Below are 26,145 nucleotides of genomic sequence, written 5' to 3'. Positions count from 1 at the left end.
AAAAAAGTATTCTCTCACAATACTAAAAGTGTATTTTTGATCAAAATCAAGAAATAAAAACTATTCTCATTATTTTCTGTATTTAAACGTGCTTGTTTCCTATAATGCGAGCCGTTGATTGTTGATATTAGTAATTGTAGGGTGGGCTTCAGTAATTGTAGGGTGGGCTTTAGCCCACCATCAAACAATCGTAAGATATTTTGGTGGGCTGAAGTCCACCCTACATTAAGTACGCATAATTCTATGCGTACTTCTTTTTATTTTAGGAGTAATCATTATGATGATAGATAAACGCCTAATTAACACGGTGGTTGACAGCAAAAAATGGATTGGCGTCACGGTGTTGTGGAATTGGGTGGCGTTAGTAGTTGTAGGGTGGGCTTCAGCCCACCATCAAACAATCGTAAGATATTTTGGTGGGCTGAAGCCCACCCTACATTAAGTACGCATCATTCTATGCGTGCTTCTTTTTATTTTAGGAGCAATCATTATGATGATTTTATAAAGGCAACTCAGTTGTTGATTTGACCGTTTTTAGAGTAACTTCTGATTTTAAGGTTTTAATGCCAAGCCTAGAATTAAGATAGGTATTTTTGACTAATTAAACGCTATATAAGGATACTTGTACTACTAATAAAATGGAACCAATTAGCAATAAGCATCCAATCATTGGCATGACGAATTTAACCCATCTATCAAATGGAATATGCAACATTTGGAGTGTCACTAACACTAATCCTGTCGGAGCCAAGAATAGCATTGCATATTGTCCCCAGTTGTAAGCTGAAACCACGATATCGCGTGGAATACCCACTGAGTCAGCAAGTGGCGCCATAATTGGCATTGAAAGTACAGCTAATCCAGAAGAAGACGGTACGATTAAACCTAGGAAAATAAATACGACTAATTGGCCTAAGATGAATACGCTACCCGGCATACCACTAACCACATTAGACATATAATCAAGGATAGTGTCAGAAATCATACCTTGTTCGAGCACTAAGTTCACGCCACGAGCAAGACCGATGATTAAGGATACGCCTACTAATTCTGATGCACCTTCAGTGAAAGATTCCACAACATCTTTTTCAGACAATCCACTAATAAACATAATGATGATGGTAATGGCAAGGAAAGATGCAGCCATTTGAGGGAACCACCATCCGCCAATCATTACACCCCAAATCATAATAGGGAATGAGATACAGAAAAGCGTTAAGATTAATTTGCGACGAGCTGAGAATGGGATAGTTGTGTTCGGATCAAAGTTTTTCATATAACGTTGACGGAATTCTTCGCGATCGTCGTAAGTATAAGAAAAGCTTGGGTCAGCTTTGATTTTTTTACAGTACCAATAAAGATATGCGATTACGCAAGTTGCCCCTAAAACTAAACCTAGAGCACGGAAACCAATACCTTCAGTAAATTGAATACCAGCCGCATTTGATGCGATAACAACGGAGAATGGGTTAATTGTAGAGAATGCAGTTCCCATAGATGCAGCAAGGAATATAGCCCCTACGCAGACTATCGCATCATATCCCAGAGCCAAGAATACTGGCACCAGAATCGGGTAAAATGCCACTGCTTCTTCTTCGATACCACAGGTTGTGCCGCCTAACACCATTAAGACGGATACGCAGAATACAATAAAAAACTCATTGCCTTTGGTTTTCTTCACGAGAGCCATCAAACCAGCATTAAAAGAACCAGTACGGTTAATGACACCAATCATACCACCTAATACAAAGATAAAGACCATAACATCAACGGCTTCAATGGTACCTTCTACCATACTTTTGGTAATGTCTTCAATGCCTTTGTGGTGTTGTTCTACACGTTGATAGGTGCCAGGAATAGCGATTGGTTTTTTGATCACGCCTTCGGTGAAGTTGGAGAGTTTAATTTTGATATTGAGATTATCAAGAGTGTCTGTTGTGGCGGGATAAGTTTTATCATCAACGCCATAAGCTTTGACAACAAATACATTATCAGTGGAATTATATGTTAATTTTGAATATGAACCGGATGGAATAACCCAGGTTAATCCAACAGCGAGAATTAATATTGCAAATAAAATGGTAAACGCTGATGGGAAATTAAACGTTTTCTTCTTTTTGGACGCATCCATAGCGAGCTCCTTATGTTTAACGTTTAAAGTGCGGTTGGTAAAACATTGGTTAAACCAACCGCACTTTTTACCTTGAGAATGGCTTCCCAAAGTTCCTTTATTATTTAAGCATAATAGGATATGCCTTCAGCTTTTTTCGTAATACGAGTACCAGCTTTGCCTTTCACAATGTCCACAATATCAGATAAAGATCCTATTACTGCATCTTTTCCTGTTTGTTTCGCAAAGTTGATCGCGGCTTGTACTTTCGGCCCCATGGAACCTGAAGCGAAACCAAGTTCTGAAATAGCTTCAGGTGAGGCAACTGAAATTGCTTTTTGATTAGGTTTACCCCAATCTACGAAAGTTGCGGAAACATCAGTTGCGATGATGAATAAATCAGCGTCAAGATTTTCTGCAAGTAAAGCTGAACATAAATCTTTGTCGATAACGGCTTCAACACCTTGTAAATTATGGTGTTCATCATAATAGGTTGGAATGCCACCGCCCCCCGCACAAATTACGATACTGCCTTTTTCAAGCAACCATTTGACCGGACGAATTTCAAAAATACGTTTTGGTAATGGGCTTGGCACAACGCGACGATATTTATCACCATCTTGTGCGATAGACCAATTTTTTTCTTTTGCCAAACGTTCAGCTTCTTCTTTCGTATAAACAGGGCCTATTGGCTTAGTTGGATTTTTGAAAGCTGGGTCGTTGATATCAACTTCTACTTGAGATAATAACGTTGCAAATGGCACTTCAAATGGAACTAAATTACCGAGTTCTTGTTGAATCATATAACCAATCATTCCAGCTGTTTCTGCTCCCAATACATCTAAAGGATAGGTTGGCACATCAGTATAGGCAGCACCTTGTAAGGCGAGCAAACCCACTTGTGGGCCATTACCGTGTGCTATCACTAATTCATTATTTGGCCAAATCTTAGCAATTTGCTCACAAGCAATGCGAACATTTTGTCGTTGATTTTCGGCTGTCATTGGTTCTCCGCGTCGTAATAATGCATTACCGCCTAATGCAATCACTATTCTCATACGTTCTCCTTATGCCAAACTTGCTACCATTACCGCTTTAATTGTGTGCATACGGTTTTCTGCTTGTTCAAATGCAATGTTCATTGGCGATTCAAATACCTCTTCAGTTACTTCAATACCATTAGCTAATTCAGGATATTTTTCAGCAATTTGACGACCAACTTTGGTTTCGCTGTTATGGAAGGCTGGCAAGCAGTGCATAAATTTCACTTTTGGATTACCAGTGCGTTTCATTAATTCAGGTGTGACTTGATAAGGAAGTAATAATTTAATGCGTTCGCCCCAAGTTTCTAATGGTTCACCCATTGAAACCCACACATCAGTATGGATAAAATCTACGCCTTTCACCGCTTTGTCGATATTTTCAGTTACAGTAATACGAGCTCCACTTTCTTTCGCAAATTTTTCGCACATTTCCACAAGATTTGCTTCTGGTAATAATGCTTTAGGTCCACAAATACGAACATCCATACCTAATTTTGCACCAATTAATAAAAGTGAATTACCCATGTTATTGCGAGCATCCCCAATATATACATAGCTAATTTCACTTAATGGTTTGTCGCAATGTTCAATCATGGTAAGTACGTCGGCAAGCATTTGTGTTGGGTGGAATTCATCGGTTAAACCATTGAATACTGGCACTCCAGCATAATCAGCCAGTTCTTGAACGATACTTTGTTTAAAGCCACGATATTCAATGCCATCATACATTCTGCCTAATACGCGGGCGGTATCTTTCATACTTTCTTTGTGGCCAATTTGAGAGGAATTAGGGTCGATGTAGGTGACTTGTGCGCCTTGATCATAAGCGGCGACTTCAAATGCACAGCGTGTGCGGGTGGAGGTTTTTTCAAAGATGAGCGCGATATTTTTGCCTTTTAATTTTTGTTGTTCTGTGCCGGCATATTTGGCTCGTTTCAAATCTCGGGAGAGATCTAAGAGATATTTAATTTCACGTTCTGTGTGATGAACAAGACTAAGTAAATGTCTATTTTTCATATTGAAAGCCATAATAATCTCCTTGTGTTTTGACTATACATTGGGGAATAAACATACATCATTCGAGATACTGCTTGTTGTTCGAACAGTTGCATTATAAGAGAGGTAAAATGAAATTTGTTGTCGTTTTTCAACTGGTAATGCCAGTATGTAGAATTTTATTGCGAGATTTTTAGTATTATTAGAATTTAATAAAAATAATCTAACTCTTTATTGTTATTTGTTTGATTTCTAATAGTAGATGAATTTAAACGAAAATATGTTTTAGTTTATTTTTGATGAAGAGGAATGTGTCTATCTATACTTAATAAAAGTGCGGTTATTTTTATTGCAGTTTTTAATATATTGATCTTCAGCAAGTACCATTTGTATATTTAGTGATATGATAAACATTGTTTATTTTTTGAGGTTTTTATGAATTTACCTTTTCGAGCAATGGTGTCTGATTTAGATGGCACACTTTTAACACCTGAACATTTAGTGGGTGATCTTACCATTGATACGCTGAGAGCATTAGAGCAAAAAGGCGTAGATATTATTTTGGCAACAGGACGCAATCATACCGATGTGTCATCCATTCTTGGAAAAATTGGTGCGGAACGTGCGGCTATGATTACATCAAACGGTGCTCGTGTACGGGATTTACAGGGTAATTTGCTTTATAGCAATAGTTTGCCTGAAGAATTAGTTCTTGAGCTTTACAAAACGCCATTTGATACTTCCAAAGTATGCATGAATAGCTATCAAGATGAAGGTTGGTTTACTAATAAAGATATTCCTGCAATGCGTCAGTTCCATAAAGAATCTGGATTTGATTATAACGTTGTCGATTTTTCTAAACATCATGGACGTGGGACAGAAAAAGTCTTTTTTATTGGTAAAACTCCAGAGGATTTAGTTGAAGTAGAAACTTATTTACGAGATAAGTTTGGTGACGTAGCGACAATTGTTTATTCAGCATTAGCTTGTTTGGAAGTAATGAATAAGAATGTTTCAAAAGGGGATGCATTAAAACATTTACTCGAATCACGCGAGTATGAGTTAAAAGACTGTATTGCTTTTGGTGATGGAATGAATGATGTAGAAATGCTTTCTTGGTCTGGTAAAGGCTGTATCATGCAAGATGCAGATATTCGTTTAAAAAAAGCTTGTCCAGAGTTAGAAGTTATTGGCTCAAATAAAGAAGAATCAGTCGCTCGTTATTTGCGAACCCAATTTGGATTAGATTATTAATGCAGGCATTATTATTCATAAGTTGTGGTGCAATATTAGGCGCGTCATTGCGTTGGGCTATAGGATTGTTATTTAATCCTTTATTTTCTTCGTTTGCTTTTGGGACTTTAATCGCTAATTTGTTTGGCTGTTTAATTATTGGTGTATTACTTGGGCTTTTTTGGCAATTTCCACAAATTAGTTCTGAATGGCGGTTATTTTTAATTACGGGTTTTTTAGGATCGCTAACCACATTTTCGTCTTTTTCTTCCGAAGTTGTGGAATTATTTTTTAATGACAAGTGGTTAAATGGATTTTGTGTATTAATGATGCATTTATTCGGATGTTTAGCTATGACTGTGTTAGGCATTTGGATATATAAAATTTGTTCTCAACTTTTATCTTAATCCCATTCACTTTGGTTTTGCCCAATTAAATCAGCAAATTCATCGCTACGAAATCCGTGTGATAGCATATATTGCCAAATTTTTTGTTTCATTTTAGGCGTTTGCTGCTCGTTATAATTTGGGAATTTTTTACGTAACAAGTTCTCAGCCATTTCATACCAATCAATTTCTGATTCCATTAAAACTTCATCAATAATATCAGAAGACACACCTTTTAATTGGCGTAATTCTTGTCGAATTCTTCCTACACCATAACCTTTTTGTGAGCGTGAATTTAGATAATTTTCTGAAAAACGACGATCGCTTTGCCAATTTTTTGCTTGGCATCGAGATAAAGCTTCATCAATTTCTTCTTCCGAAAAGTTCTTTTCCTGCATTTTATTGCGGAGCTCGAATTCACTATATTCTCTGCGAGAAAGAAGATTAACTATGTAATTAAAAGCAAGGGATGACAAGGAATGATTCCTTTATTTTTATTGAGTTGATATAAAGTGCGGTCATTTTTAACCGCACTTTTGGCATTTGTAATTTTCTTTATTCAAAATCACTTTCTGATTCAGTGTTATTTTCAGATTGTTCAATATCCGCCATTAAGGCTTGTTCTGGATTAGCCACTAATTCAGCACGTAAACGAGCTTCTAATTCATCTGATTTCTCTATATTTTCGTTAAGCCATTTCATTGAATTAGCCTTTCCTTGACCAATTTTTTCACCATTGTAGGAATACCAAGCACCTGATTTTTCTACAAGTTTGTGTTTTACACCAAGTTCTAATAATTCACCTGCTTTTGAAATGCCTTCTCCATAGAGAATTTGGAAATCCACTTGGCGGAATGGTGCCGCTAATTTGTTTTTCACTACTTTTACGCGGGTTTCATTTCCAATAATATTTTCGCCATCTTTTACAGAACCTGTACGGCGAATATCTAAGCGAACAGAAGAATAGAATTTTAATGCATTACCGCCCGTAGTAGTTTCAGGATTACCAAACATCACACCTATTTTCATACGGATTTGGTTAATAAACACAACTAGACAGTTTGCATTTTTAATTTGACCTGTGAGTTTACGCAAAGCTTGAGACATTAAACGTGCTTGCAGACCCATATGAGAATCGCCCATATCCCCTTCAATTTCAGCTTTTGGTGTCAGTGCGGCAACGGAGTCCACAATAATTACATCAATTGCACCTGAGCGAACTAATGCATCACAGATTTCAAGTGCCTGTTCCCCATTATCTGGTTGAGAAACAAAAAGTTCTTTTACATCTACACCAAGTTTTGCTGCATAAATAGGATCAAGTGCGTGTTCTGCATCAATAAATGCACAGGTTTTTCCTGCTTTTTGTGCTTGAGCAATGACGGAAAGAGTTAATGTTGTTTTACCCGATGATTCAGGCCCGAAAATTTCTACAATTCGTCCCATAGGTAAACCACCAATTCCTAGTGCAACATCTAAGCCAAGTGATCCAGTAGAAATAGATTCTACGTCTAACGTTTTGGTATCGCCTAATTTCATAATTGAGCCTTTACCAAATTGTTTTTCGATTTGCCCTAATGCAGCTGCTAGTGCTTTTTGTTTTTCTTCTTGAGTTGCCATAATTAAAATCCTGTTTGAATGTTCAATTTTTTATGATTATATCTGTATTGATGTACAGGTCAAGAAAAATGTTTATATTAATAAAAAAATATGAGATACACATTTCAGTAAAGAGGATAGGGAAGGCTTAAAATAAAAGTTTTTAACAGAAGAATTAGATTAAATTATATACAATAATAATCTCAGAAAAAGTTTTAAATATAGTATATTTATATATAAACCAATCGTTTAGATAAAAATAAATTTTAAATTTACGATCTGGCTCACAAATCTGAGATTTATATTTAGGTGTAGTAAAAATTTCATGATATAAATGAAATCAGAAGTACTTCTACTGACTCTTTTAAAATAATTATTCATTGGAGGTTTAATATGAATATAAAGGATGAGCATATAGATAGCGTTTGCTCCTTGTTAGATCAGTTAGTAGGAAATGTTTCCTTTAAAAATCTTTTTACTGGTTACGGTTTGTTTCACAAGGAAGAGACAATGTTTGCCATTTGGCAAAATAAAAAACTTTATTTACGCGGTGAGGGTGTTCTCGCAATTCAATTAACTAAATTAGGTTGTGAACCTTTTACAACGAATGAATTGAATAAACGGTTTGTGCTTTCACAATATTATGCACTTTCTGATCAGGTTTTACGTAGTAATAGATTGTGTAGAAAATTGATTATTCTTTCTATTAAGCAGATTCTTGAGCAGAAGCTAGAATGTACGTTAAGAAAATTGAATCGATTAAAGGATTTACCCAATTTAACGATTAAACATGAAAGAGCTTTAATAAAAGTTGGTATTACAAATGTTGCGATGCTAAGAGAGATTGGCGCAGAAAATGCATTGGTGGAATTAAAGAAAAGTGGCAGTGGTGCTACGCTTGATTTTTATTGGAAATTAGTATGTGCTTTGCAAAATAAAAATAGTCAGATGTTAAGTCAAGCTGAAAAAGAGCGTTTATTGAAGAAATTAAACGAAGTTTTGAGAAAAAATGGTTTAAAAGGCTATAGAAAATTAGATGATGAATAAAATTTGTTCATTCAAATAATTTTTTACAAAAAAGTACTTGCAAGGGATTTGAAAATCCCTATAATGCACCGCACACAACGACGCACTGTTGTGAAGTTTTTTAAGTTTCCAAGTGCGTCGTTATTTTTTGCTCTTTAACAATATATCAGACAATCTGTGTGGGCACTTGTTGATTGACTTGTTTTAAAACTATTTTTTAATTTTGAAGTCTTAATAGGTGCTTAACTGAAAATTCATCATTACTTTTTTAAGTAGTGTTTTTATTTATAGCTAAGCAGTTTATTGAGCGATTGAACTTGAATTGAAGAGTTTGATCATGGCTCAGATTGAACGCTGGCGGCAGGCTTAACACATGCAAGTCGAACGGTAACAGGAGAAAGCTTGCTTTCTTGCTGACGAGTGGCGGACGGGTGAGTAATGCTTGGGAATCTGGCCTATGGAGGGGGATAACGACGGGAAACTGTCGCTAATACCGCGTATTATCGGAAGATGAAAGTGCGGGACTGAGAGGCCGCATGCCATAGGATGAGCCCAAGTGGGATTAGGTAGTTGGTGGGGTAAATGCCTACCAAGCCTGCGATCTCTAGCTGGTCTGAGAGGATGACCAGCCACACTGGAACTGAGACACGGTCCAGACTCCTACGGGAGGCAGCAGTGGGGAATATTGCGCAATGGGGGGAACCCTGACGCAGCCATGCCGCGTGAATGAAGAAGGCCTTCGGGTTGTAAAGTTCTTTCGGTATTGAGGAAGGGGTGTGTGCTAATAGTACACATCATTGACGTTAAATACAGAAGAAGCACCGGCTAACTCCGTGCCAGCAGCCGCGGTAATACGGAGGGTGCGAGCGTTAATCGGAATAACTGGGCGTAAAGGGCACGCAGGCGGTTATTTAAGTGAGGTGTGAAAGCCCCGGGCTTAACCTGGGAATTGCATTTCAGACTGGGTAACTAGAGTACTTTAGGGAGGGGTAGAATTCCACGTGTAGCGGTGAAATGCGTAGAGATGTGGAGGAATACCGAAGGCGAAGGCAGCCCCTTGGGAATGTACTGACGCTCATGTGCGAAAGCGTGGGGAGCAAACAGGATTAGATACCCTGGTAGTCCACGCTGTAAACGCTGTCGATTTGGGGGTTGGGGTTTAACTCTGGCGCCCGTAGCTAACGTGATAAATCGACCGCCTGGGGAGTACGGCCGCAAGGTTAAAACTCAAATGAATTGACGGGGGCCCGCACAAGCGGTGGAGCATGTGGTTTAATTCGATGCAACGCGAAGAACCTTACCTACTCTTGACATCCTAAGAAGAGCTCAGAGATGAGCTTGTGCCTTCGGGAACTTAGAGACAGGTGCTGCATGGCTGTCGTCAGCTCGTGTTGTGAAATGTTGGGTTAAGTCCCGCAACGAGCGCAACCCTTATCCTTTGTTGCCAGCGACTTGGTCGGGAACTCAAAGGAGACTGCCAGTGATAAACTGGAGGAAGGTGGGGATGACGTCAAGTCATCATGGCCCTTACGAGTAGGGCTACACACGTGCTACAATGGCGTATACAGAGGGAAGCGAAGCTGCGAGGTGGAGCGAATCTCATAAAGTACGTCTAAGTCCGGATTGGAGTCTGCAACTCGACTCCATGAAGTCGGAATCGCTAGTAATCGCGAATCAGAATGTCGCGGTGAATACGTTCCCGGGCCTTGTACACACCGCCCGTCACACCATGGGAGTGGGTTGTACCAGAAGTAGATAGCTTAACCTTTTGGAGGGCGTTTACCACGGTATGATTCATGACTGGGGTGAAGTCGTAACAAGGTAACCGTAGGGGAACCTGCGGTTGGATCACCTCCTTACTGAAGACGAGAGACAGCGAGTGCTCACACAGATTGGCTGATAGTTGTAGACAAATGAGCAGAAGAAAACATTACCCTTGGGTCTGTAGCTCAGGTGGTTAGAGCGCACCCCTGATAAGGGTGAGGTCGGTGGTTCAAGTCCACTCAGACCCACCACTCTGAGAGTGAGTGAAACGAAAGGTGTAGTGTAAATAACTAATAACTAAGACATAAATGATTAGTTATTAAATTATGATGAAATGGGGATATAGCTCAGCTGGGAGAGCGCCTGCCTTGCACGCAGGAGGTCAGCGGTTCGATCCCGCTTATCTCCACCACTTATCATCGTTAAGTAAATTAGAAAAAGACAAAGTAATAAGGTATTGAGATAGTATTAAGCTATTTTAAATATTAGGTTATTTTATTCTTAGTTTTAAGTTTAATTTTAAATTTAATTTTTTTAGTTTATTTAACGATGATAACTGAAAAGTTTTATCAACTGTTCTTTAAAAAATTGGAAACAAGCTGAAAACAAGAGATTTTCGAGAGAAAGTCTGAGTAGGCAAGATAGGAAAGTGAGAGGAGGGAACTGAAAAGGAAACTCTAAAAACAAAACCTGTTTTGCATAAAATCTTGATTGAACAAAAGCAATCAAGTGTTTAGTTGAATGAAAATACGCATCAAATTGACCGCACTTTGAAGTGAAAACTTAAAGTGATAGAAAACATTTGAGGTTGTATAGTTAAGTGACTAAGCGTACAAGGTGGATGCCTTGGCAATCAGAGGCGAAGAAGGACGTGCTAATCTGCGAAAAGCTTGGATGAGTCGATAAGAGGCGTTTAATCCAAGATATCCGAATGGGGAAACCCAGTAGATGAAGAATCTACTATCAACAAGTGAATTCATAGCTTGTTGAGGCAAACCGGGAGAACTGAAACATCTAAGTACCCCGAGGAAAAGAAATCAACCGAGATTTCGTCAGTAGCGGCGAGCGAAAGCGAAAGAGCCAGTAAGTGATAGCAGTATAGTTAGGAGAATGTGTTGGGAAGCACAATCAAAGAGGGTGATAATCCCGTATCTAAAAACCATATTGTGGTACTAAGCTAACGAGAAGTAGGGCGGGACACGTGATATCCTGTTTGAAGAAGGGGGGACCATCCTCCAAGGCTAAATACTCCTGATTGACCGATAGTGAACCAGTACTGTGAAGGAAAGGCGAAAAGAACCCCGGTGAGGGGAGTGAAATAGAACCTGAAACCTTGTACGTACAAGCAGTGGGAGCCCCATCACTTAATCCGATTGGAAGGTGATGAAAAGCAACCGCACTTAAACAATGGTAAGAGGAGCGAAGCGAGTCAAACCACCCAAAATAAGCAGTGGGATTAAGTGATGGGGTGACTGCGTACCTTTTGTATAATGGGTCAGCGACTTATATTTTGTAGCGAGGTTAACTGAATAGGGGAGCCGAAGGGAAACCGAGTCTTAACTGGGCGAGTAGTTGCAAGGTATAGACCCGAAACCCGGTGATCTAGCCATGGGCAGGTTGAAGGTTGGGTAACACTAACTGGAGGACCGAACCGACTAATGTTGAAAAATTAGCGGATGACTTGTGGCTGGGGGTGAAAGGCCAATCAAACCGGGAGATAGCTGGTTCTCCCCGAAATCTATTTAGGTAGAGCCTTGAGGTGACACCTTTGGGGGTAGAGCACTGTTTCGGCTAGGGGGCCATCCCGGCTTACCAACCCGATGCAAACTACGAATACCAAAGAGTGATACTCAGGAGACACACGGCGGGTGCTAACGTCCGTCGTGGAGAGGGAAACAACCCAGACCGCCAGCTAAGGTCCCCAAGTCTATATTAAGTGGGAAACGAAGTGGGAAGGCTTAGACAGCTAGGATGTTGGCTTAGAAGCAGCCATCATTTAAAGAAAGCGTAATAGCTCACTAGTCGAGTCGGCCTGCGCGGAAGATGTAACGGGGCTGAAATATAGCACCGAAGCTGCGGCATCAGGCGTATCACTAATACGCCTTACGATTAACAAGCTAGAATGGTGCGAAGCGACATGAAAGGTTGTTCAAGCAACCCGAACGTTGAGTCGGGCATCTTAGAGTGAGGATTATTAGTGATACGCCTGTTGGGTAGGGGAGCGTTGTGTAAGCGGAAGAAGGTTCATCGAGAGGTGGGCTGGACGTATCACAAGTGCGAATGCTGACATAAGTAACGATAAAACGGGTGAAAAACCCGTTCGCCGGAAGACCAAGGGTTCCTGTCCAACGTTAATCGGGGCAGGGTGAGTCGGCTCCTAAGGCGAGGCTGAAAAGCGTAGTCGATGGGAAACAGGTTAATATTCCTGTACTTGGTAAAGCTGCGATGTGGGGACGGAGTAGGTTAGGTTATCGCACTGTTGGATATGTGCGTTTAAGTTGGTAGGTGGGAAGTTTAGGCAAATCCGGACTTCCTTAACACAGAGAGATGATGACGAGGCTCTACGGAGCTGAAGTAACTGATACCACACTTCCAGGAAAAGCCACTAAGCGAAAGGCTTTACTAAACCGTACTGAAAACCGACACAGGTGGTCAGGTAGAGAATACTCAGGCGCTTGAGAGAACTCGGGTGAAGGAACTAGGCAAAATAGCACCGTAACTTCGGGAGAAGGTGCGCCGGCGTAGATTGTAAGGGCTAGCCCCTGAAGGTTGAACCGGTCGAAGATACCAGCTGGCTGCAACTGTTTATTAAAAACACAGCACTCTGCAAACACGAAAGTGGAGGTATAGGGTGTGATGCCTGCCCGGTGCTGGAAGGTTAATTGATGGTGTAATCGCAAGAGAAGCACCTGATCGAAGCCCCAGTAAACGGCGGCCGTAACTATAACGGTCCTAAGGTAGCGAAATTCCTTGTCGGGTAAGTTCCGACCTGCACGAATGGCATAATGATGGCCAGGCTGTCTCCACCCGAGACTCAGTGAAATTGAAATCGCCGTGAAGATGCGGTGTACCCGCGGCTAGACGGAAAGACCCCGTGAACCTTTACTATAGCTTGACACTGAACATTGAATTTTGATGTGTAGGATAGGTGGGAGCCTTTGAAGCAGTGACGCCAGTCATTGTGGAGGCGACCTTGAAATACCACCCTTTAACGTTTGATGTTCTAACGAAGATGACGAAACGTGGTCTCGGACAGTGTCTGGTGGGTAGTTTGACTGGGGCGGTCTCCTCCCAAAGCGTAACGGAGGAGCACGAAGGTTTGCTAATCACGGTCGGACATCGTGAGGTTAGTGCAATGGTATAAGCAAGCTTAACTGCGAGACAGACAAGTCGAGCAGGTACGAAAGTAGGTCATAGTGATCCGGTGGTTCTGAATGGAAGGGCCATCGCTCAACGGATAAAAGGTACTCCGGGGATAACAGGCTGATACCGCCCAAGAGTTCATATCGACGGCGGTGTTTGGCACCTCGATGTCGGCTCATCACATCCTGGGGCTGAAGTAGGTCCCAAGGGTATGGCTGTTCGCCATTTAAAGTGGTACGCGAGCTGGGTTTAGAACGTCGTGAGACAGTTCGGTCCCTATCTGCCGTGGGCGTAGGAGAATTGGTTGGGGCTGCTCCTAGTACGAGAGGACCGGAGTGGACGCACCACTGGTGTTCCGGTTGTGTCGCCAGACGCATTGCCGGGTAGCTAAGTGCGGAAGAGATAAGTGCTGAAAGCATCTAAGCACGAAACTTGCCAAGAGATGAGTTCTCCCAATCTAAGAGATTGTAAGGGTTGTTTAAGACTAAGACGTAGATAGGTCTGGTGTGTAAGTGTAGTGATACATTGAGCTAACAGATACTAATTGCCCGAGAGGCTTAACTATACAACGCTCAAGTGTTTTTGTGAAAGAGCGAAAGAGAAGGCTAGACAAACAAATCAAATAAGAAGACTCAATAGAAAGAAAATCGGATTCAGCTTGTGACCAATAAGAACGAGTGAAAGGTAGAGGAAAGACTGAGTAACGAGAGATAAAAGAGACGAGAGATAAAAGAGAAGACGAGTTATCAAAGAATTATCCTGGCGGCGATAGTGCGGTGGACCCACCTGAGACCATACCGAACTCAGAAGTGAAACGCTGTAATGCCGATGGTAGTGTGGGGTTTCCCCATGTGAGAGTAGGGCACCGCCAGGTTTTATTTTTTTAGTTTATTCATTGAGTAAATTAAAAAAATAAAAAATTTTTGGCAGAGATAGTGCAATAGATCCACCTGATACCATACCGAACTCAGAAGTGAAATGTTGTAACGCTGATGGTAGTGTGGGGTTTCCCCATGTGAGAGTAAGGCACTGCCAATCATCATTTTTAGCGGAGTGGTAGTTCAGCTGGTTAGAATACCTGCCTGTCACGCAGGGGGTCGCGGGTTCGAGTCCCGTCCATTCCGCCAATTCATATCATAGTTTATTGATACCAATAGGGGCGTAGTTCAATTGGTAGAGCACCGGTCTCCAAAACCGGGTGTTGGGAGTTCGAGCCTCTCCGCCCCTGCCATAAAAAACCTTTCATTTTCAATAATTTACTACATTGTAAAAATTTTCTTGTGAGAAATAATCCTATTCTTGTAGTGTAAATGTGACATTTATTCATAAACTTTATTAGTGATCGCATTTAAATGCGTGGGAATATAATAATTTCTAATAATTAATTTTGTTTAATATTATAAGTAATAGTTTTTTGAACATTATTTTTAAATAATTTTGACCAGTTTTATAATTTTACATTAGTATACGAGTCTTAATTTTGTTGTAAGGAATAAAAATGGAAGAGTCCCAGAATTAGAAAAATTGCCACGAATCATTACTGATGTATTGAAAATTGTGCTTTGTACAGCGTTGATTGCGCTAGCGATTGTGCTTATTATTGCCCTTGTAAAAATAACTTATACTTTATCTATGATGGTGCTTAACACTTCGTCTGTTGTACCTTATGATGTTGCTGAACAAGCAGTAATGTTTTTCTTATATTTCGGGTTTATTGGTTTGATTGTGCAGTATTTTAAAAGCGGATATGACTTCCCTTTACGCTATTTTATTTATGCTGGGATCACTGCGATGTTGCGTTTAATCATTGTTAATCATGAAAGCTCGGTGGATACCATCTTATTTGCAGGAGCAATTTTGATTATGGTGATCGCACTCTTTTTGGTGTTATATTCTAATAAACTGAAAAATATATAGTTTTAGATTCAAAACAACAAAAAACGCACTTCATTTGAAGTGCGTTTTGTCTTTTTAGTTGAGCTACTCAGATTTGCTTTCTAAAAGTGCGGTTGAATTTTCTTCTGTTTTTTCTTCCGCACTTTCTGGAATGACATCCTGAATTGCCATCACTGATTTCAAACTCTCTTGGCGAACTTGTTCAGCTAATGCTTTATCGCCCACTTGTTCAAATACATAAGATGCCATCATCAAATCATTTTGTTCTAATTGTTCAGGGCAAGCGATGACGTTTTTGAATACATCTGCTGCTTTAAGAAATTCATTGTTACGAACATATAAATAGCCCAAAGCACGATTGATACAGCATTTTTGTTTTTCATCCACACGTTTTGCACGTTTTTCTATTAGCTTGAGAAGTTTACTGTTATCTTCTGGTTGTAAACGTGTAATTTGAGTACAAAGAGGTAAACTGATTGCTGTATTGTCACCGAGTTTTTTCAGTATTTCAAATGTCAATTCAGTAGCTGATTCATGATCATTACAGTCAATTAAACGTTGAATAAGGCTAATTTTAAGTTCAATATTGTTACGGCGATGACGAGGTTGCTGATTCCACCAAGTTAGTAAGCCATCAATTCCTTCTTCGTTCATTTTCTCGTCGAGTAAACCATTTTCGGTTTTAGAGCGAAGATCTTTGAATTCTTCATCATTGAATAAACCGCTATTCGCAACATTGTCTAAAATTTTATCTAGAGCTTGATAGGCTTTAGAGCGAAGATAAATTTCTACCGCAAGTTTTAATACTTCTTTATTGCGACGAGCCATTTCTAATAAGCTATCTACAGAACTGCGCGCTGCAGGTAACTTGTTTTGTTGCAATAAAATGCGAGTACGGGCAATTTCCACGAGCAAATTATCAGAGCCGGCTAATTCTGTTGCTTCAATTAAATAGCGATTTGCACTAAATTCGTCGCCACGTTGTTGAGCGGCTTCTGCTGCTTTGATGAGATTTAGTACAGGTTCAGCAGAATGTTTAGCATTTTTGCCAATTAATTTTTCTGCTTTAGCGTAATCCCCTTCATTCATTTTTACCAAGCCTTCAAGGGTTTGTTTTTGTGCTTTTACACGTTTGCGATTAGAAAACCATTGATAAGAGCTACGACTTAAACGAAAGAAACGAGTGATGCCCCATTCAAAAGCATAAATTATTGCTAAAGAAATAATGAAAAAAATCACTAAGGTAGTGATGGACATTTCTATAATACGATTTGCTGTCTCAATGCGCACATAACCTTGCTGACCAGAAATATAAGGCCCTGCTACAAGTCCTACAAGCAATGTCAGCATTAAAAAAAGCACTCTAAACATAGACTTATCCTTATTGTTGTGATTCAGATTGTGTTGGTTTAACAGCTTCTACTTTAGGCATTGTATCAATCGCCTTGTCTGCTTCAATTTCCACTTTTTGTAGATCTAAAGCTGTACGATTAAGATATTTGTCAAGTAATGTTAAACTTTTTAATTGCTCTGGTACATCTACATAAATAGAAGTATCAGTCAATCCATCTACTAATTTTAAGAAATTTTGTGTTACTTCAGCGTTTGTATCAAAATAGCTACGAACCCAAGAAGAAACAGCTTCTAGAGATTGCTTATAAAGTTCATTTTGCTGACGAGGAACTGCCATAATCGCAAGCTGTAAACGTAGACGAATGTTCTCACGAAGATAAATATCTTGATTTGGTGCAAGTAATTCTTTTTTATTTGAATTTTGTTTTGGCGAAATACGAATAAAATGATTTAGGAAAGAGGTTGCGCTTTTTTCAATATTTTGTTGCCAGTCAGTAATGTTGTTGGATAATTTATCATTATTTTTAGATGTTTCATCAAAATTTACATTCAAAGCCTGTAATTCATCGACTGTGTTTGCAAGTTGTGACAGTTTTTGCATTATCGCATTTTGATCCACACTTGAAAGTGAAAGAAGTTGTTTTAAATCTTGATTGATTGCACTACGAATTTCATTTGCTTGTGAATTATTAACCTTGACGAGGGTTTCATCAGCTAATTTTAATAAAGAAACCGCTGTATCAACATCGTTATCTAAAACAAGTTTACGCAGGGCATTATTTAGTAAAAAATCAGCTTCGGAAAATAACCAATCGCTTGGTTGTTGTGCGATGGCAAGCTGACTTACTTGTTTCATTTGAGTTTGTAAGGATGTTATTTCCCCTGTTTTGCTTACAATTAATTGTTCCAGTTGCGCTATATTTTCTTGTGCAGTTTTTAAACTCTGTTCTAATTGTGTAAGTCGTTTATTGTTGTTGGTGTTATTTGAGGAAAGATTTGCTCCCGTTTGATTTTCAAGTGCGGTTAATTTCTGTTGAATTTCAGCTATTTGTTGCTGACCAAAATAGTATCCAGCTCCACCAATACCTAGCGCAACAAGTATTGCTAATAAACTCAATGCTGTACCCGTTTTTTTTACAATAGTTTGCGGAACAGACTGCATTGTTTCAGTTTGTTCAACAGCTGTTTTTGGCGTATCTGTAAGTTGTTCAGTGAGATCGTTAGGTTGCTCTTTTGCCATATCAATTCCTTAATAAGTGATATTGAGTAAGGTATTTTATAATACTTTGCGTTGATAAGAAAAATATCAAGCTATCCACTAATAATAGAAAATATAGATTTTTATATCGGCAGAATTAAGCTATTTACGCAATAAAATTAGCTGCTATCCTACCACTCTTAGGTAAAAAAGTCATTTTGATTGTTGATAGGTAAAACTTATAATATATTTTAAAAAAATTGTGATTTATGTCACATTTTTTTGCATTTATACTCCCTAAGTGGTAAATTGTTCGCCAATTTTTGTTGTTCTGGTAGGGACGCCACGTGGAATGTAATCTAGCACAAGCAAAACAATGGGTTAGCGCCTTGGATCAACGCCGTTTTGAGCGTGCATTACAAGGTTCAGGCGATGCATTCCAACACGTTTTAGCGATTGCACCTTTACTTCTACACCTAAACCATCCGCAACTTCCCGGCTATGTTATTCACGCCCCCTCTGGCATTGCGAATTTCCTTGCTTCTGATTATCAAAAAAAATGGATCACCAATGAATACGGTATTCACTATGCCGATCATAAGCCATCAACACTCAAAAGTGCGGTAAATTTTCACGAAGTTTTTCCACCAATTTTAGGTGTTTATGTAATGGGTAGCTTTGGCTCAATAAGTCAAACCTCTTCTTCAGATCTTGATACTTGGATTTGTGTCCGAGACGGCTTAACTCCTGATGAACACGCGCTTCTTACCCAAAAAACTAAACGGATTAGTGAATGGGCAATGCAATTTAATGTGGAAATTAATTTTTATCTGATGGATCAACAACGTTTCCGCAATGAACATTATGCTGACCCACTAACTATTGAAAATAGCGGCTCTGCGCAATATATGTTATTGCTTGATGAGTTCTATCGCTCCGCCGTACGCTTGGCTGGTAAACCTCTACTTTGGTTGCATTTATGGGTGGAAAATGAAAAAGACTATGAAAAAGAGGTGGCACGTTTAATTACGGAAGGGGAAATCGATCCAAATGATTGGGTAGATTTCGGCGGTTTAGGACAATTTTCTGCAAACGAATATTTCGGTGCCAGTTTATGGCATCTTTATAAAGGGATTGATTCACCTTATAAATCTGTGCTCAAAATTTTGTTGTTGGAAGCCTATTCCAAGGAATACCCAAACACTTGCTTAATTGCCCGCACTTTTAAGCGAGATTTACTTTCAGGCAATACCAATCCTGATCACCATTTTGATCCTTACATTGCCATTCTTGCAAAAGTAACCCAATATTTAACCGCACTTTCTGAATTTAAACGTTTGGATTTTGTGCACCGTTGTTTCTATGTGAAAGCAACGGAAGATTTTGCACGTTACCAAGCCAATAATTGGCGTATTCGTTATATGGAAATCCTTGCGCAAGAATGGGGATGGTCTGCAGAAACGGTAAAACATCTCAATAAGCGTCCATTTTGGAAAATTAAGGCAGTAAAAGAAAACCACGATAACATAATGAAATTTTTAATGTTGAGTTATCGTAATTTAGTGGAATTTGCTCGAAAGCATCATATTCACTCGAGCGTCGTGCCACAAGATATCAACATTCTTTCTCGTAAACTTTATACTGCTTTTGAAGAACTTCCCGGCAAAGTGTCCTTACTCAACACACAGATATCTCACAATTTATCAGAAACACACCTGACTTTTGTGGAAGTTCGTGGCAATAAACATTTTAAAGATGGTTGGTACCTTATCAATCAACCAATACACCATATTATGTTCTCCAAAGAACGGGTGATCGAATACGGAGAAAGCCTGAATAAATTAGTTTCTTGGGCTTATTTCAATCATTTACTCACTGAAAAAACCGAATTGTCAATTTTTAGCAAGAATGTGACTTTAAGTACATTACAAAGCTTTGTCACTAACTTGCGTCAGTCTTTTCCAAGCACTATCGCCAAACAACCTAAAAACAGCGATTTATTAAATCAATGTGAAATTCGTAGCTTGTTTATTGCCATAAATCTCACGACCGATCCAACATCCAAAATAGAAGAAGTATTAACGGGTATTTCATCGCGAGATTTATTTAGTTTTGGATCCCTCGAGCAAAGCCTTGTGGGCAGTATCGATTTTACTTATCGTAACGTGTGGAACGAAATCCGAACGCTCCATTTTGAAGGGCAAAATGCCATTTTGCTTGCGCTAAAAGTACTTTCTAACAAAATTTATCGTGGCGTTAATCGCCCAGATTCCATCCAAGTCTATTGCTATAGCGAACGTTATCGCCAAGATTTACGTCAATTAGTGATGGGATTAGTCAATCGATGCGTTAGCATCCAAGTCGGCGATATTCAACAACCTTGCCAAACGTCACGTTTACGCGTAGCGGGTAAAAACTGGCAATTATTTTTTGAAGATCGCGGCATCAGCTTACAAGAAATCGGAAATGAATCGGTCTGTAATGACGCTGAAAGTGCGGTGGATTTTGACGAAGTTTTACAAACACCAATTGAAGATGGCGAGACAAACCAAGAAAGTCGTCGCTATCCACCAGAAATGGATGCCTTCGCAAGTGAAGGATTCCTACAATTCTTTTTTGAAGATAATTCTGATCACAGCTTCAATGTTTATATTTTAGATGAATCTAATCATCTCGAAATCTATCGCCACTGCGATGGTGAAAAAGATGAAAAAGTGCGGGAGATTAATCAACTTTATCAAAACGCCAAACAGGAAGGCGATAAAAATCCTTACAATATCGTTCAACATAATTTTAACTACCCTCAATTTTATCAACTACAAAATGGAAAAAATGGCATATCCATTGTGCCGTTTAAATTCCGCCAAATGAATAAGTAATATTTTCCTGTGGTTGATAGGTTACCGAAAGATATCTATACTTATTTCCTCTTTTACTAGATAAATTGTAGATATGATAACTTCGCAAACACCAATCACTGTGCTAGGTGCGGGATCTTATGGAACTGCACTGGCAATTACCTTTTCTCGAAATGGTTCTCCCACTCACTTATGGGGGCACAATCCCGCCCATATCGCACAAATGCAGACAGAACGACAAAATTATCGTTTTTTGCCGGATGTCATCTTTCCTGAGGATCTTCATTTAGAAAGTAATCTTGCACAAGCAATGGAATATTCTCAAGATATTTTAATCGTGGTGCCAAGCCATGCTTTCGGTGAAATTCTTATAAAAATCAAACCGCACTTAAAAGCCCATCACCGATTAATTTGGGCAACAAAAGGTCTGGAACGTAACACAGGGCGTTTACTACAAACCGTAGTTGAAGAACAACTCGGAACGCAATATCCACTAGCTGTACTTTCTGGACCAACTTTTGCAAAAGAATTAGCGCAAGGTCTACCATCAGCTATTACGCTTGCTGCCAATAACGAGCAATTCGCGCGGGAATTTCAGTCTCGTATTCATTGTAGTAAAGGTTTCCGAGTTTATATAAATTCGGATATGACTGGCGTTCAACTTGGTGGTGCAATTAAAAATGTGATCGCAATTGGCGCGGGTATTTCAGACGGTATGGGATTTGGCGCAAATGCTCGCACAGCACTGATTACTCGAGGTATTGCAGAAATTACCCGCTTAGGTATCTCGCTCGGTGCAAATACCAATACATTTATGGGAATGTCTGGATTGGGCGATTTAGTGCTAACTTGCACCGATAATCAATCGCGCAATCGACGTTTTGGATTAATGCTAGGTAAAGGATTAGATGCCCAAATGGCTATGGAAAATATCGGGCAAGTCGTAGAAGGTTTTTATAATACAAAAGAAGCCTATTTGCTTGCACAAAGACAAGGTGTGGAAATGCCGATTACAGAACAAATTTATCAAATGCTGTTTTGTGGCAAAAGCGCACAAGATGTAGCCATCAGCCTTTTGGGGCGAGCATGTAAAGGCGAATAAAATAAAAGGAGAAATTATGACATTAGATGTGTGGCAACATATTCGCCAAGAAGCTAAAGAACTTGCCGAAAACGAACCTATGCTTGCCAGTTTTTTTCATTCTACGATTTTAAAACATCAAAATCTGGGCGGTGCACTAAGTTATTTATTGGCGAATAAATTAGCCAATCCTATTATGCCAGCTATTTCTCTCCGTGAAATTATCGAGGAAGCCTATCAATCTAATCCTTCGATTATTGATTGCGCTGCTTGCGATATCCAAGCTGTCCGCCACCGAGACCCTGCTGTGGAGTTATGGTCTACTCCATTGCTTTATTTAAAAGGTTTCCATGCGATTCAAAGTTATCGAATTACCCATTATTTATGGAATCAAAATCGTAAATCCCTTGCCCTTTATTTACAAAACCAAATTTCAGTAGCTTTCGATGTAGATATTCACCCAGCGGCGAAAATTGGCCACGGTATTATGTTCGACCATGCAACAGGTATTGTTGTGGGTGAAACATCTGTAATCGAAAATGATGTTTCAATTTTGCAAGGGGTAACGCTTGGCGGTACGGGAAAAGAATCAGGCGATCGTCATCCCAAAGTACGCGAGGGTGTTATGATTGGAGCGGGTGCAAAAATTCTCGGTAATATTGAAGTGGGCAAATACGCCAAAATTGGGGCAAACTCTGTTGTGCTTAACCCTGTGCCGGAATATGCCACAGCAGCTGGTGTACCTGCTCGAATTGTAAGTCAAGATAAAGCAGCAAAACCTGCTTTTGATATGAACCAATATTTTATCGGCATTGATGATGACATGAATTTGAATATTTAAGGAAATAAAATGATTAATAAAGATACCCAACTCTGCATGTCTTTATCAGGTCGTCCGAGTAATTTCGGTACTACCTTTCACAATTATTTGTACGACAAGCTAGGATTGAATTTCATTTATAAAGCATTCACCACGCAAGATATTGAGCACGCCATCAAAGGCGTTCGTGCATTAGGCATCCGTGGTTGTGCTGTTTCAATGCCATTCAAAGAAACTTGTATGCCATTTTTAGATGAAATTCATCCGTCAGCACAAGCCATTGAATCCGTAAACACCATCGTGAACGATAATGGCTTTTTGCGTGCATATAACACTGATTACATTGCCATCGTAAAATTAATTGAAAAATATCACTTAAATAAAAATGCTAACGTCATTGTTCATGGCAGTGGTGGTATGGCAAAAGCTGTTGTGGCTGCCTTTAAAAATTCAGGTTTTGAGAAATTAAAAATTTACGCACGCAACGTAAAAACAGGTCAATATCTCGCCGCACTTTATGGCTACGCATACATCAATTCTTTAGAAAACCAACAGGCAGATATTTTAGTCAATGTTACGCCAATCGGCATGAAAGGCGGCAAGGAAGAAATGGATTTAGCCTTTCCAAAAGCGTTCATTGATAATGCTAGTGTCGCGTTTGATGTAGTGGCTATGCCTGTTGAAACGCCCTTTATTCGTTATGCTCAAGCACGAGGAAAACAAACTATTTCTGGTGCAGAAGTGATTGTACTTCAGGCTGTAGAACAATTTGAACTTTATACGTATCAACGCCCAAGCGATGAATTAATCGCTGAAGCTGCGGCGTTTGCTCGAGCAAAATCTTGAAATAAAGATATGGTACATTGTGTTTTTTATTAAAATTTGTTGCTCTCGATCACATTTCTGAATATTGCTCGTTGCATCTTTATAACATTCATTTAACATTGAACCCTATTTAAGTGATAGCCCTAACGGAGGAACTTTATGGGTGAGATGGCATCTTTAAAAAGTCATAAAAACGGCATTATTTTTATTTTAGATATTGTGCTGTTTTTTGTGTTATTAAATGTATTACCTTTTGAACCAAAAGCTAATTCTGGTTTGGCATTATTAGCTTTTATCGCAGTACTTTGGTTAAGTGAGGCATTGCACGTTACTATTACTGCGTTATTAGTTCCACTTTTGGCTGTGGCATTGGGATTAGTTAGCACTAAACAAGCTTTAGTTGGTTTTGCTGATCCGACAATATTTTTATTTTTTGGTGGCTTTTCCTTGGCGACAGCATTGCATATTCAAAAACTTGATAAATTGATTGCCAATAAGATTATGGCACTAGCACGCGGTAATTTATTTATCGCAGTTATTTATCTCTTTTTGATTACAGCTTTTCTCTCTATGTGGATGAGTAACACTGCAACTGCTGCAATGATGCTACCGCTTGCAATGGGTATTTTAAGCCAGCTTGATCGTGAAAAAGATCATAATACTTATGTGTTTGTGCTATTAGGGATCGCTTATAGTGCATCAATTGGTGGTATGGGAACCCTTGTAGGAAGTCCACCAAATGCAATTGTAGCAAGTAATTTAAATTTAACTTTTTCTGATTGGTTATGGTATGGCTTACCAATAATGATTATTTTGTTGCCGTTGATGATTGGGATTCTTTACATTATTTTCAAACCAAAACTTCATCTCAATTTTGAACAGACCTTTGAAAATATTGAAATGAATCCTATGCGTATATTGACGTTTATTATTTTTTCAGTCATTGCTTTAACGTGGATATTTAGCGGTAAAATTAATCCGTTTATTTCAGGATTGCTAGGCTTACAAAAAAATATTGCAAGTTTTGATAGTATCGTAGCCCTATTGGCGGCAATTGTTATTTGTTCAACAGGTGTTGCAAGTTGGAAACAAATTCAATCAAATACCGATTGGGGCGTATTAATGCTTTTTGGTGGTGGATTAACATTAAGTGCTGTATTGAAGGATTCTGGTGCAAGTAAAATTTTAGCGGATAGTATTGTTTTTATGATTGATGGACAACATTTCTATCTTATTGGTTTATTAGTTGCGGCGTTCATTATTTTCTTAACTGAATTTACTTCTAACACAGCGAGTGCGGCGTTACTTGTACCTATCTTTATTTCTATCGCTCAATCATTGGGTATGCCAGAAATTGGTTTAGCATTAATTATTGGTATTGGTGCATCTTGTGCCTTTATGCTACCAGTGGCGACACCACCAAATGCGATTGTATTTGGCTCTGGTCAAGTAAAACAAAGTGAAATGGTCAAAGTTGGTTTCTTACTGAATTTAGTCTGTGTTGTCGTGATTGCCACTGTAGCTTATATGTTCTGGCTTAAATGATATAGGATTGTTTACTTTTAAGTTTAAATGATGATTGAAGATTATAAATTTAAACGTGAGAAGTACAATAAAGCCATTTAAATAAATGGGTTAAAGCAAATGAAAGCTTTAACCCATTTTTTATAACAGTTCTATACAAAAGCTATTTATTGTGTTCATAAGCATAAAGCGTATTGCTCATCAACATTGCAACAGTCATTGGCCCAACACCACCAGGTACTGGCGTAATATACGCCGCTTTTTCGGCTGCTTTGTCAAATTCTACATCGCCTACTAATTTTCCATCTACACGGTTAATTCCAACATCAATTACTACCGCACTTTCTTTGATCCAATCGCCAGAAATTAAATTTGGTTTACCTACCGCGACGACAAGTATATCTGCTTGGCGAACGTGGTTTTCTAAATCTTTAGTGAATCTATGTGTTACTGTGACGGTTGCACCTGCTAGTAATAATTCTAAAGACATTGGGCGACCGACAATATTAGATGCGCCTACAATTACTGCGTGCTTGCCGTGTAAATCAATGCCCGTTGTTTCTAATAGTTTCATCACACCATAAGGTGTACAAGCACGTAAAGTTGGAATACGTTGGCATAACCGCCCAACATTATAAGGATGAAAGCCATCTACATCTTTTTTAGGATCGATACGTTCAATAATGGCTTCTGCATTAATTTGTTTTGGTAAGGGGAGCTGCACCAAAATACCGTCAATATTTTTATCTGCGTTAAGTTGGTCAATAATCGCTAATAATTCATTTTGCGTAGTTGTTTCAGGGAGGTCATAAGATTTAGAGAGAATACCGATTTCTTCACAACTTTTACGTTTATTGCCCACATAAACTTGCGAAGCAGGATCAGCACCAACGAGGATTACAGCAAGTCCCGGAGCGCGTTTTCCTTGTTCAATATAATGGGTTATTTTATCTGCCAAACGAGCTTTAATTTGTTTTGAAAGTTCAGTACCAGAGATGATTTTTGCGGCCATTGAGCTATCCTTAATATGATTATGTGATGAAAAAGAAAGCGTTTGCTATTTTAACGAA

The 26,145-nt window shown here is 39.1% G+C and carries 17 protein-coding genes, 4 tRNA genes, 4 rRNA genes and 2 pseudogenes; 18 read left to right on the top strand and 9 right to left on the bottom strand.

The annotated features are described in order from the left end of the window. Positions 1-277: 277 nt before the first annotated feature. Positions 278-367 (top strand): annotated as a pseudogene (locus K6J66_RS09710) (ABC transporter); the annotation flags it as partial. 132 nt (positions 368-499) lie between these two features. On the opposite strand, the pseudogene K6J66_RS09705 reads toward K6J66_RS09710, so the two are convergent. The 4 genes and pseudogenes from K6J66_RS09705 to K6J66_RS02195 all read right to left on the bottom strand — a co-directional run. Continuing rightward, positions 500-598, bottom strand: a pseudogene (locus tag K6J66_RS09705) (Lrp/AsnC ligand binding domain-containing protein); the annotation flags it as partial. 3 nt (positions 599-601) lie between these two features. After that, entirely contained in the window at positions 602-2,131 is a 1,530-nt protein-coding gene (locus K6J66_RS02205; protein ID WP_005665578.1) for a YfcC family protein, read from the bottom strand. A gap of 104 nt (positions 2,132-2,235) precedes the next feature. Further along, a complete protein-coding gene (arcC, locus tag K6J66_RS02200) occupies positions 2,236-3,168 on the bottom strand; it encodes a carbamate kinase (protein ID WP_005661976.1) in 933 nt (310 codons plus the stop codon). A gap of 9 nt (positions 3,169-3,177) precedes the next feature. Then, a complete protein-coding gene (locus tag K6J66_RS02195) occupies positions 3,178-4,182 on the bottom strand; it encodes an ornithine carbamoyltransferase (protein ID WP_038439482.1) in 1,005 nt (334 codons plus the stop codon). Positions 4,183-4,584: 402 nt separating this feature from the next. Here K6J66_RS02195 and K6J66_RS02190 point away from each other — a divergent pair, with 402 nt between their 5' ends. Together K6J66_RS02190 and crcB are read left to right on the top strand one after the other, a co-directional pair. Continuing rightward, positions 4,585-5,403 carry a Cof-type HAD-IIB family hydrolase gene (locus tag K6J66_RS02190; protein WP_038439483.1) on the top strand — a complete coding sequence of 273 codons (819 nt, stop codon included), beginning with the start codon at positions 4,585-4,587 and terminating at the stop codon, positions 5,401-5,403. Beyond that, positions 5,403-5,789 carry a fluoride efflux transporter CrcB gene (gene crcB, locus K6J66_RS02185; protein WP_005658943.1) on the top strand — a complete coding sequence of 129 codons (387 nt, stop codon included), beginning with the start codon at positions 5,403-5,405 and terminating at the stop codon, positions 5,787-5,789. Before K6J66_RS02190 ends, crcB begins: the two co-directional genes overlap by 1 nt. Here crcB and recX read toward each other — a convergent pair. Together recX and recA are read right to left on the bottom strand one after the other, a co-directional pair. Beyond that, entirely contained in the window at positions 5,786-6,244 is a 459-nt protein-coding gene (gene recX, locus K6J66_RS02180; RefSeq protein WP_038439484.1) for a recombination regulator RecX, read from the bottom strand. The two genes, crcB and recX, sit on opposite strands and share 4 nt — an antisense overlap. A gap of 79 nt (positions 6,245-6,323) precedes the next feature. Continuing rightward, the gene (gene recA, locus K6J66_RS02175) at positions 6,324-7,388 is read right to left on the bottom strand and encodes a recombinase RecA (protein WP_005654959.1); all 1,065 of its coding nucleotides are present in this window, start codon (positions 7,386-7,388) and stop codon (positions 6,324-6,326) included. A gap of 372 nt (positions 7,389-7,760) precedes the next feature. On the opposite strand from recA, the gene tfoX reads away from it, so the two are divergent. From tfoX to psiE, 10 genes are all read left to right on the top strand, one after another. Further along, complete coding sequence (gene tfoX, locus K6J66_RS02170; RefSeq protein WP_006995324.1) at positions 7,761-8,414, top strand: DNA transformation protein TfoX; 654 nt, start codon at positions 7,761-7,763, stop codon at positions 8,412-8,414. Between the two features lie 298 nt (positions 8,415-8,712). Further along, positions 8,713-10,252: ribosomal RNA gene (locus K6J66_RS02165) — 16S ribosomal RNA — on the top strand. A gap of 79 nt (positions 10,253-10,331) precedes the next feature. After that, positions 10,332-10,408: transfer RNA gene (locus tag K6J66_RS02160), tRNA-Ile, on the top strand. A gap of 85 nt (positions 10,409-10,493) precedes the next feature. Further along, positions 10,494-10,569, top strand: a tRNA-Ala gene (locus K6J66_RS02155). 402 nt (positions 10,570-10,971) lie between these two features. Next, positions 10,972-14,085 (top strand): 23S ribosomal RNA (locus K6J66_RS02150). Between the two features lie 193 nt (positions 14,086-14,278). Beyond that, positions 14,279-14,394: ribosomal RNA gene (gene rrf, locus K6J66_RS02145) — 5S ribosomal RNA — on the top strand. 48 nt (positions 14,395-14,442) lie between these two features. Beyond that, positions 14,443-14,558, top strand: a 5S ribosomal RNA gene (gene rrf, locus K6J66_RS02140). The 16S, 23S and 5S rRNA genes sit together here with 4 tRNA genes alongside, the layout of an rRNA operon. 12 nt (positions 14,559-14,570) lie before the next feature. Further along, positions 14,571-14,647 (top strand) — tRNA-Asp (locus tag K6J66_RS02135). Positions 14,648-14,675: 28 nt separating this feature from the next. After that, positions 14,676-14,751 (top strand) — tRNA-Trp (locus tag K6J66_RS02130). Positions 14,752-15,044: 293 nt separating this feature from the next. Next, complete coding sequence (psiE, locus tag K6J66_RS02125; protein ID WP_038439485.1) at positions 15,045-15,437, top strand: phosphate-starvation-inducible protein PsiE; 393 nt, start codon at positions 15,045-15,047, stop codon at positions 15,435-15,437. A gap of 63 nt (positions 15,438-15,500) precedes the next feature. Here psiE and K6J66_RS02120 read toward each other — a convergent pair whose 3' ends face one another. Further along, a complete protein-coding gene (locus tag K6J66_RS02120; protein ID WP_038439486.1) occupies positions 15,501-16,787 on the bottom strand; it encodes a heme biosynthesis protein HemY in 1,287 nt (428 codons plus the stop codon). Positions 16,788-16,797: 10 nt separating this feature from the next. Then, complete coding sequence (locus tag K6J66_RS02115; protein WP_005661527.1) at positions 16,798-18,009, bottom strand: uroporphyrinogen-III C-methyltransferase; 1,212 nt, start codon at positions 18,007-18,009, stop codon at positions 16,798-16,800. Between the two features lie 305 nt (positions 18,010-18,314). Here K6J66_RS02115 and K6J66_RS02110 point away from each other — a divergent pair, with 305 nt between their 5' ends. From K6J66_RS02110 to K6J66_RS02090, 5 genes are all read left to right on the top strand, one after another. Next, entirely contained in the window at positions 18,315-20,846 is a 2,532-nt protein-coding gene (locus K6J66_RS02110; RefSeq protein ID WP_038439487.1) for a class I adenylate cyclase, read from the top strand. 73 nt (positions 20,847-20,919) lie between these two features. Beyond that, positions 20,920-21,927 (top strand): NAD(P)H-dependent glycerol-3-phosphate dehydrogenase, encoded by a 1,008-nt coding sequence (gene gpsA, locus K6J66_RS02105; RefSeq protein WP_005694541.1) that lies wholly within the window; start codon positions 20,920-20,922, stop codon positions 21,925-21,927. 16 nt (positions 21,928-21,943) lie between these two features. Continuing rightward, positions 21,944-22,747 carry a serine O-acetyltransferase gene (cysE, locus tag K6J66_RS02100; protein ID WP_014550529.1) on the top strand — a complete coding sequence of 268 codons (804 nt, stop codon included), beginning with the start codon at positions 21,944-21,946 and terminating at the stop codon, positions 22,745-22,747. Between the two features lie 9 nt (positions 22,748-22,756). Beyond that, the gene (locus K6J66_RS02095) at positions 22,757-23,572 is read left to right on the top strand and encodes a shikimate 5-dehydrogenase (protein WP_038439488.1); all 816 of its coding nucleotides are present in this window, start codon (positions 22,757-22,759) and stop codon (positions 23,570-23,572) included. A gap of 138 nt (positions 23,573-23,710) precedes the next feature. Continuing rightward, entirely contained in the window at positions 23,711-25,096 is a 1,386-nt protein-coding gene (locus K6J66_RS02090) for a DASS family sodium-coupled anion symporter (RefSeq protein WP_038439489.1), read from the top strand. 142 nt (positions 25,097-25,238) lie between these two features. On the opposite strand, the gene folD is transcribed toward K6J66_RS02090, so the two are convergent. Beyond that, complete coding sequence (folD, locus tag K6J66_RS02085; RefSeq protein ID WP_038439490.1) at positions 25,239-26,087, bottom strand: bifunctional methylenetetrahydrofolate dehydrogenase/methenyltetrahydrofolate cyclohydrolase FolD; 849 nt, start codon at positions 26,085-26,087, stop codon at positions 25,239-25,241. Between the last annotated feature and the right edge of the window lie 58 nt (positions 26,088-26,145).

This window comes from Haemophilus influenzae, from assembly GCF_019703545.1.
Lineage (GTDB): Bacteria > Pseudomonadota > Gammaproteobacteria > Enterobacterales > Pasteurellaceae > Haemophilus > Haemophilus influenzae_E.
The sequence above is the reverse complement of the archived record's forward strand: the minus strand, read 5'-3'. Positions and strand labels throughout refer to the sequence as shown.

Excerpts from the sequence above, each read along its gene's own strand:
- K6J66_RS02205 (WP_005665578.1), bottom strand. The coding sequence starts at position 2,131 with ATGGATGCGTCCAAAAAGAAGAAAACGTTTAATTTCCCATCAGCGTTT.
- crcB (WP_005658943.1), top strand. The coding sequence starts at position 5,403 with ATGCAGGCATTATTATTCATAAGTTGTGGTGCAATATTAGGCGCGTCA.
- cysE (WP_014550529.1), top strand. The coding sequence starts at position 21,944 with ATGACATTAGATGTGTGGCAACATATTCGCCAAGAAGCTAAAGAACTT.
- K6J66_RS02115 (WP_005661527.1), bottom strand. The coding sequence starts at position 18,009 with ATGGCAAAAGAGCAACCTAACGATCTCACTGAACAACTTACAGATACG.
- K6J66_RS02190 (WP_038439483.1), top strand. The coding sequence starts at position 4,585 with ATGAATTTACCTTTTCGAGCAATGGTGTCTGATTTAGATGGCACACTT.
- arcC (WP_005661976.1), bottom strand. The coding sequence starts at position 3,168 with ATGAGAATAGTGATTGCATTAGGCGGTAATGCATTATTACGACGCGGA.
- tfoX (WP_006995324.1), top strand. The coding sequence starts at position 7,761 with ATGAATATAAAGGATGAGCATATAGATAGCGTTTGCTCCTTGTTAGAT.
- gpsA (WP_005694541.1), top strand. The coding sequence starts at position 20,920 with ATGATAACTTCGCAAACACCAATCACTGTGCTAGGTGCGGGATCTTAT.
- K6J66_RS02095 (WP_038439488.1), top strand. The coding sequence starts at position 22,757 with ATGATTAATAAAGATACCCAACTCTGCATGTCTTTATCAGGTCGTCCG.
- K6J66_RS02120 (WP_038439486.1), bottom strand. The coding sequence starts at position 16,787 with ATGTTTAGAGTGCTTTTTTTAATGCTGACATTGCTTGTAGGACTTGTA.
- folD (WP_038439490.1), bottom strand. The coding sequence starts at position 26,087 with ATGGCCGCAAAAATCATCTCTGGTACTGAACTTTCAAAACAAATTAAA.
- recA (WP_005654959.1), bottom strand. The coding sequence starts at position 7,388 with ATGGCAACTCAAGAAGAAAAACAAAAAGCACTAGCAGCTGCATTAGGG.
- K6J66_RS02090 (WP_038439489.1), top strand. The coding sequence starts at position 23,711 with ATGGGTGAGATGGCATCTTTAAAAAGTCATAAAAACGGCATTATTTTT.
- K6J66_RS02195 (WP_038439482.1), bottom strand. The coding sequence starts at position 4,182 with ATGGCTTTCAATATGAAAAATAGACATTTACTTAGTCTTGTTCATCAC.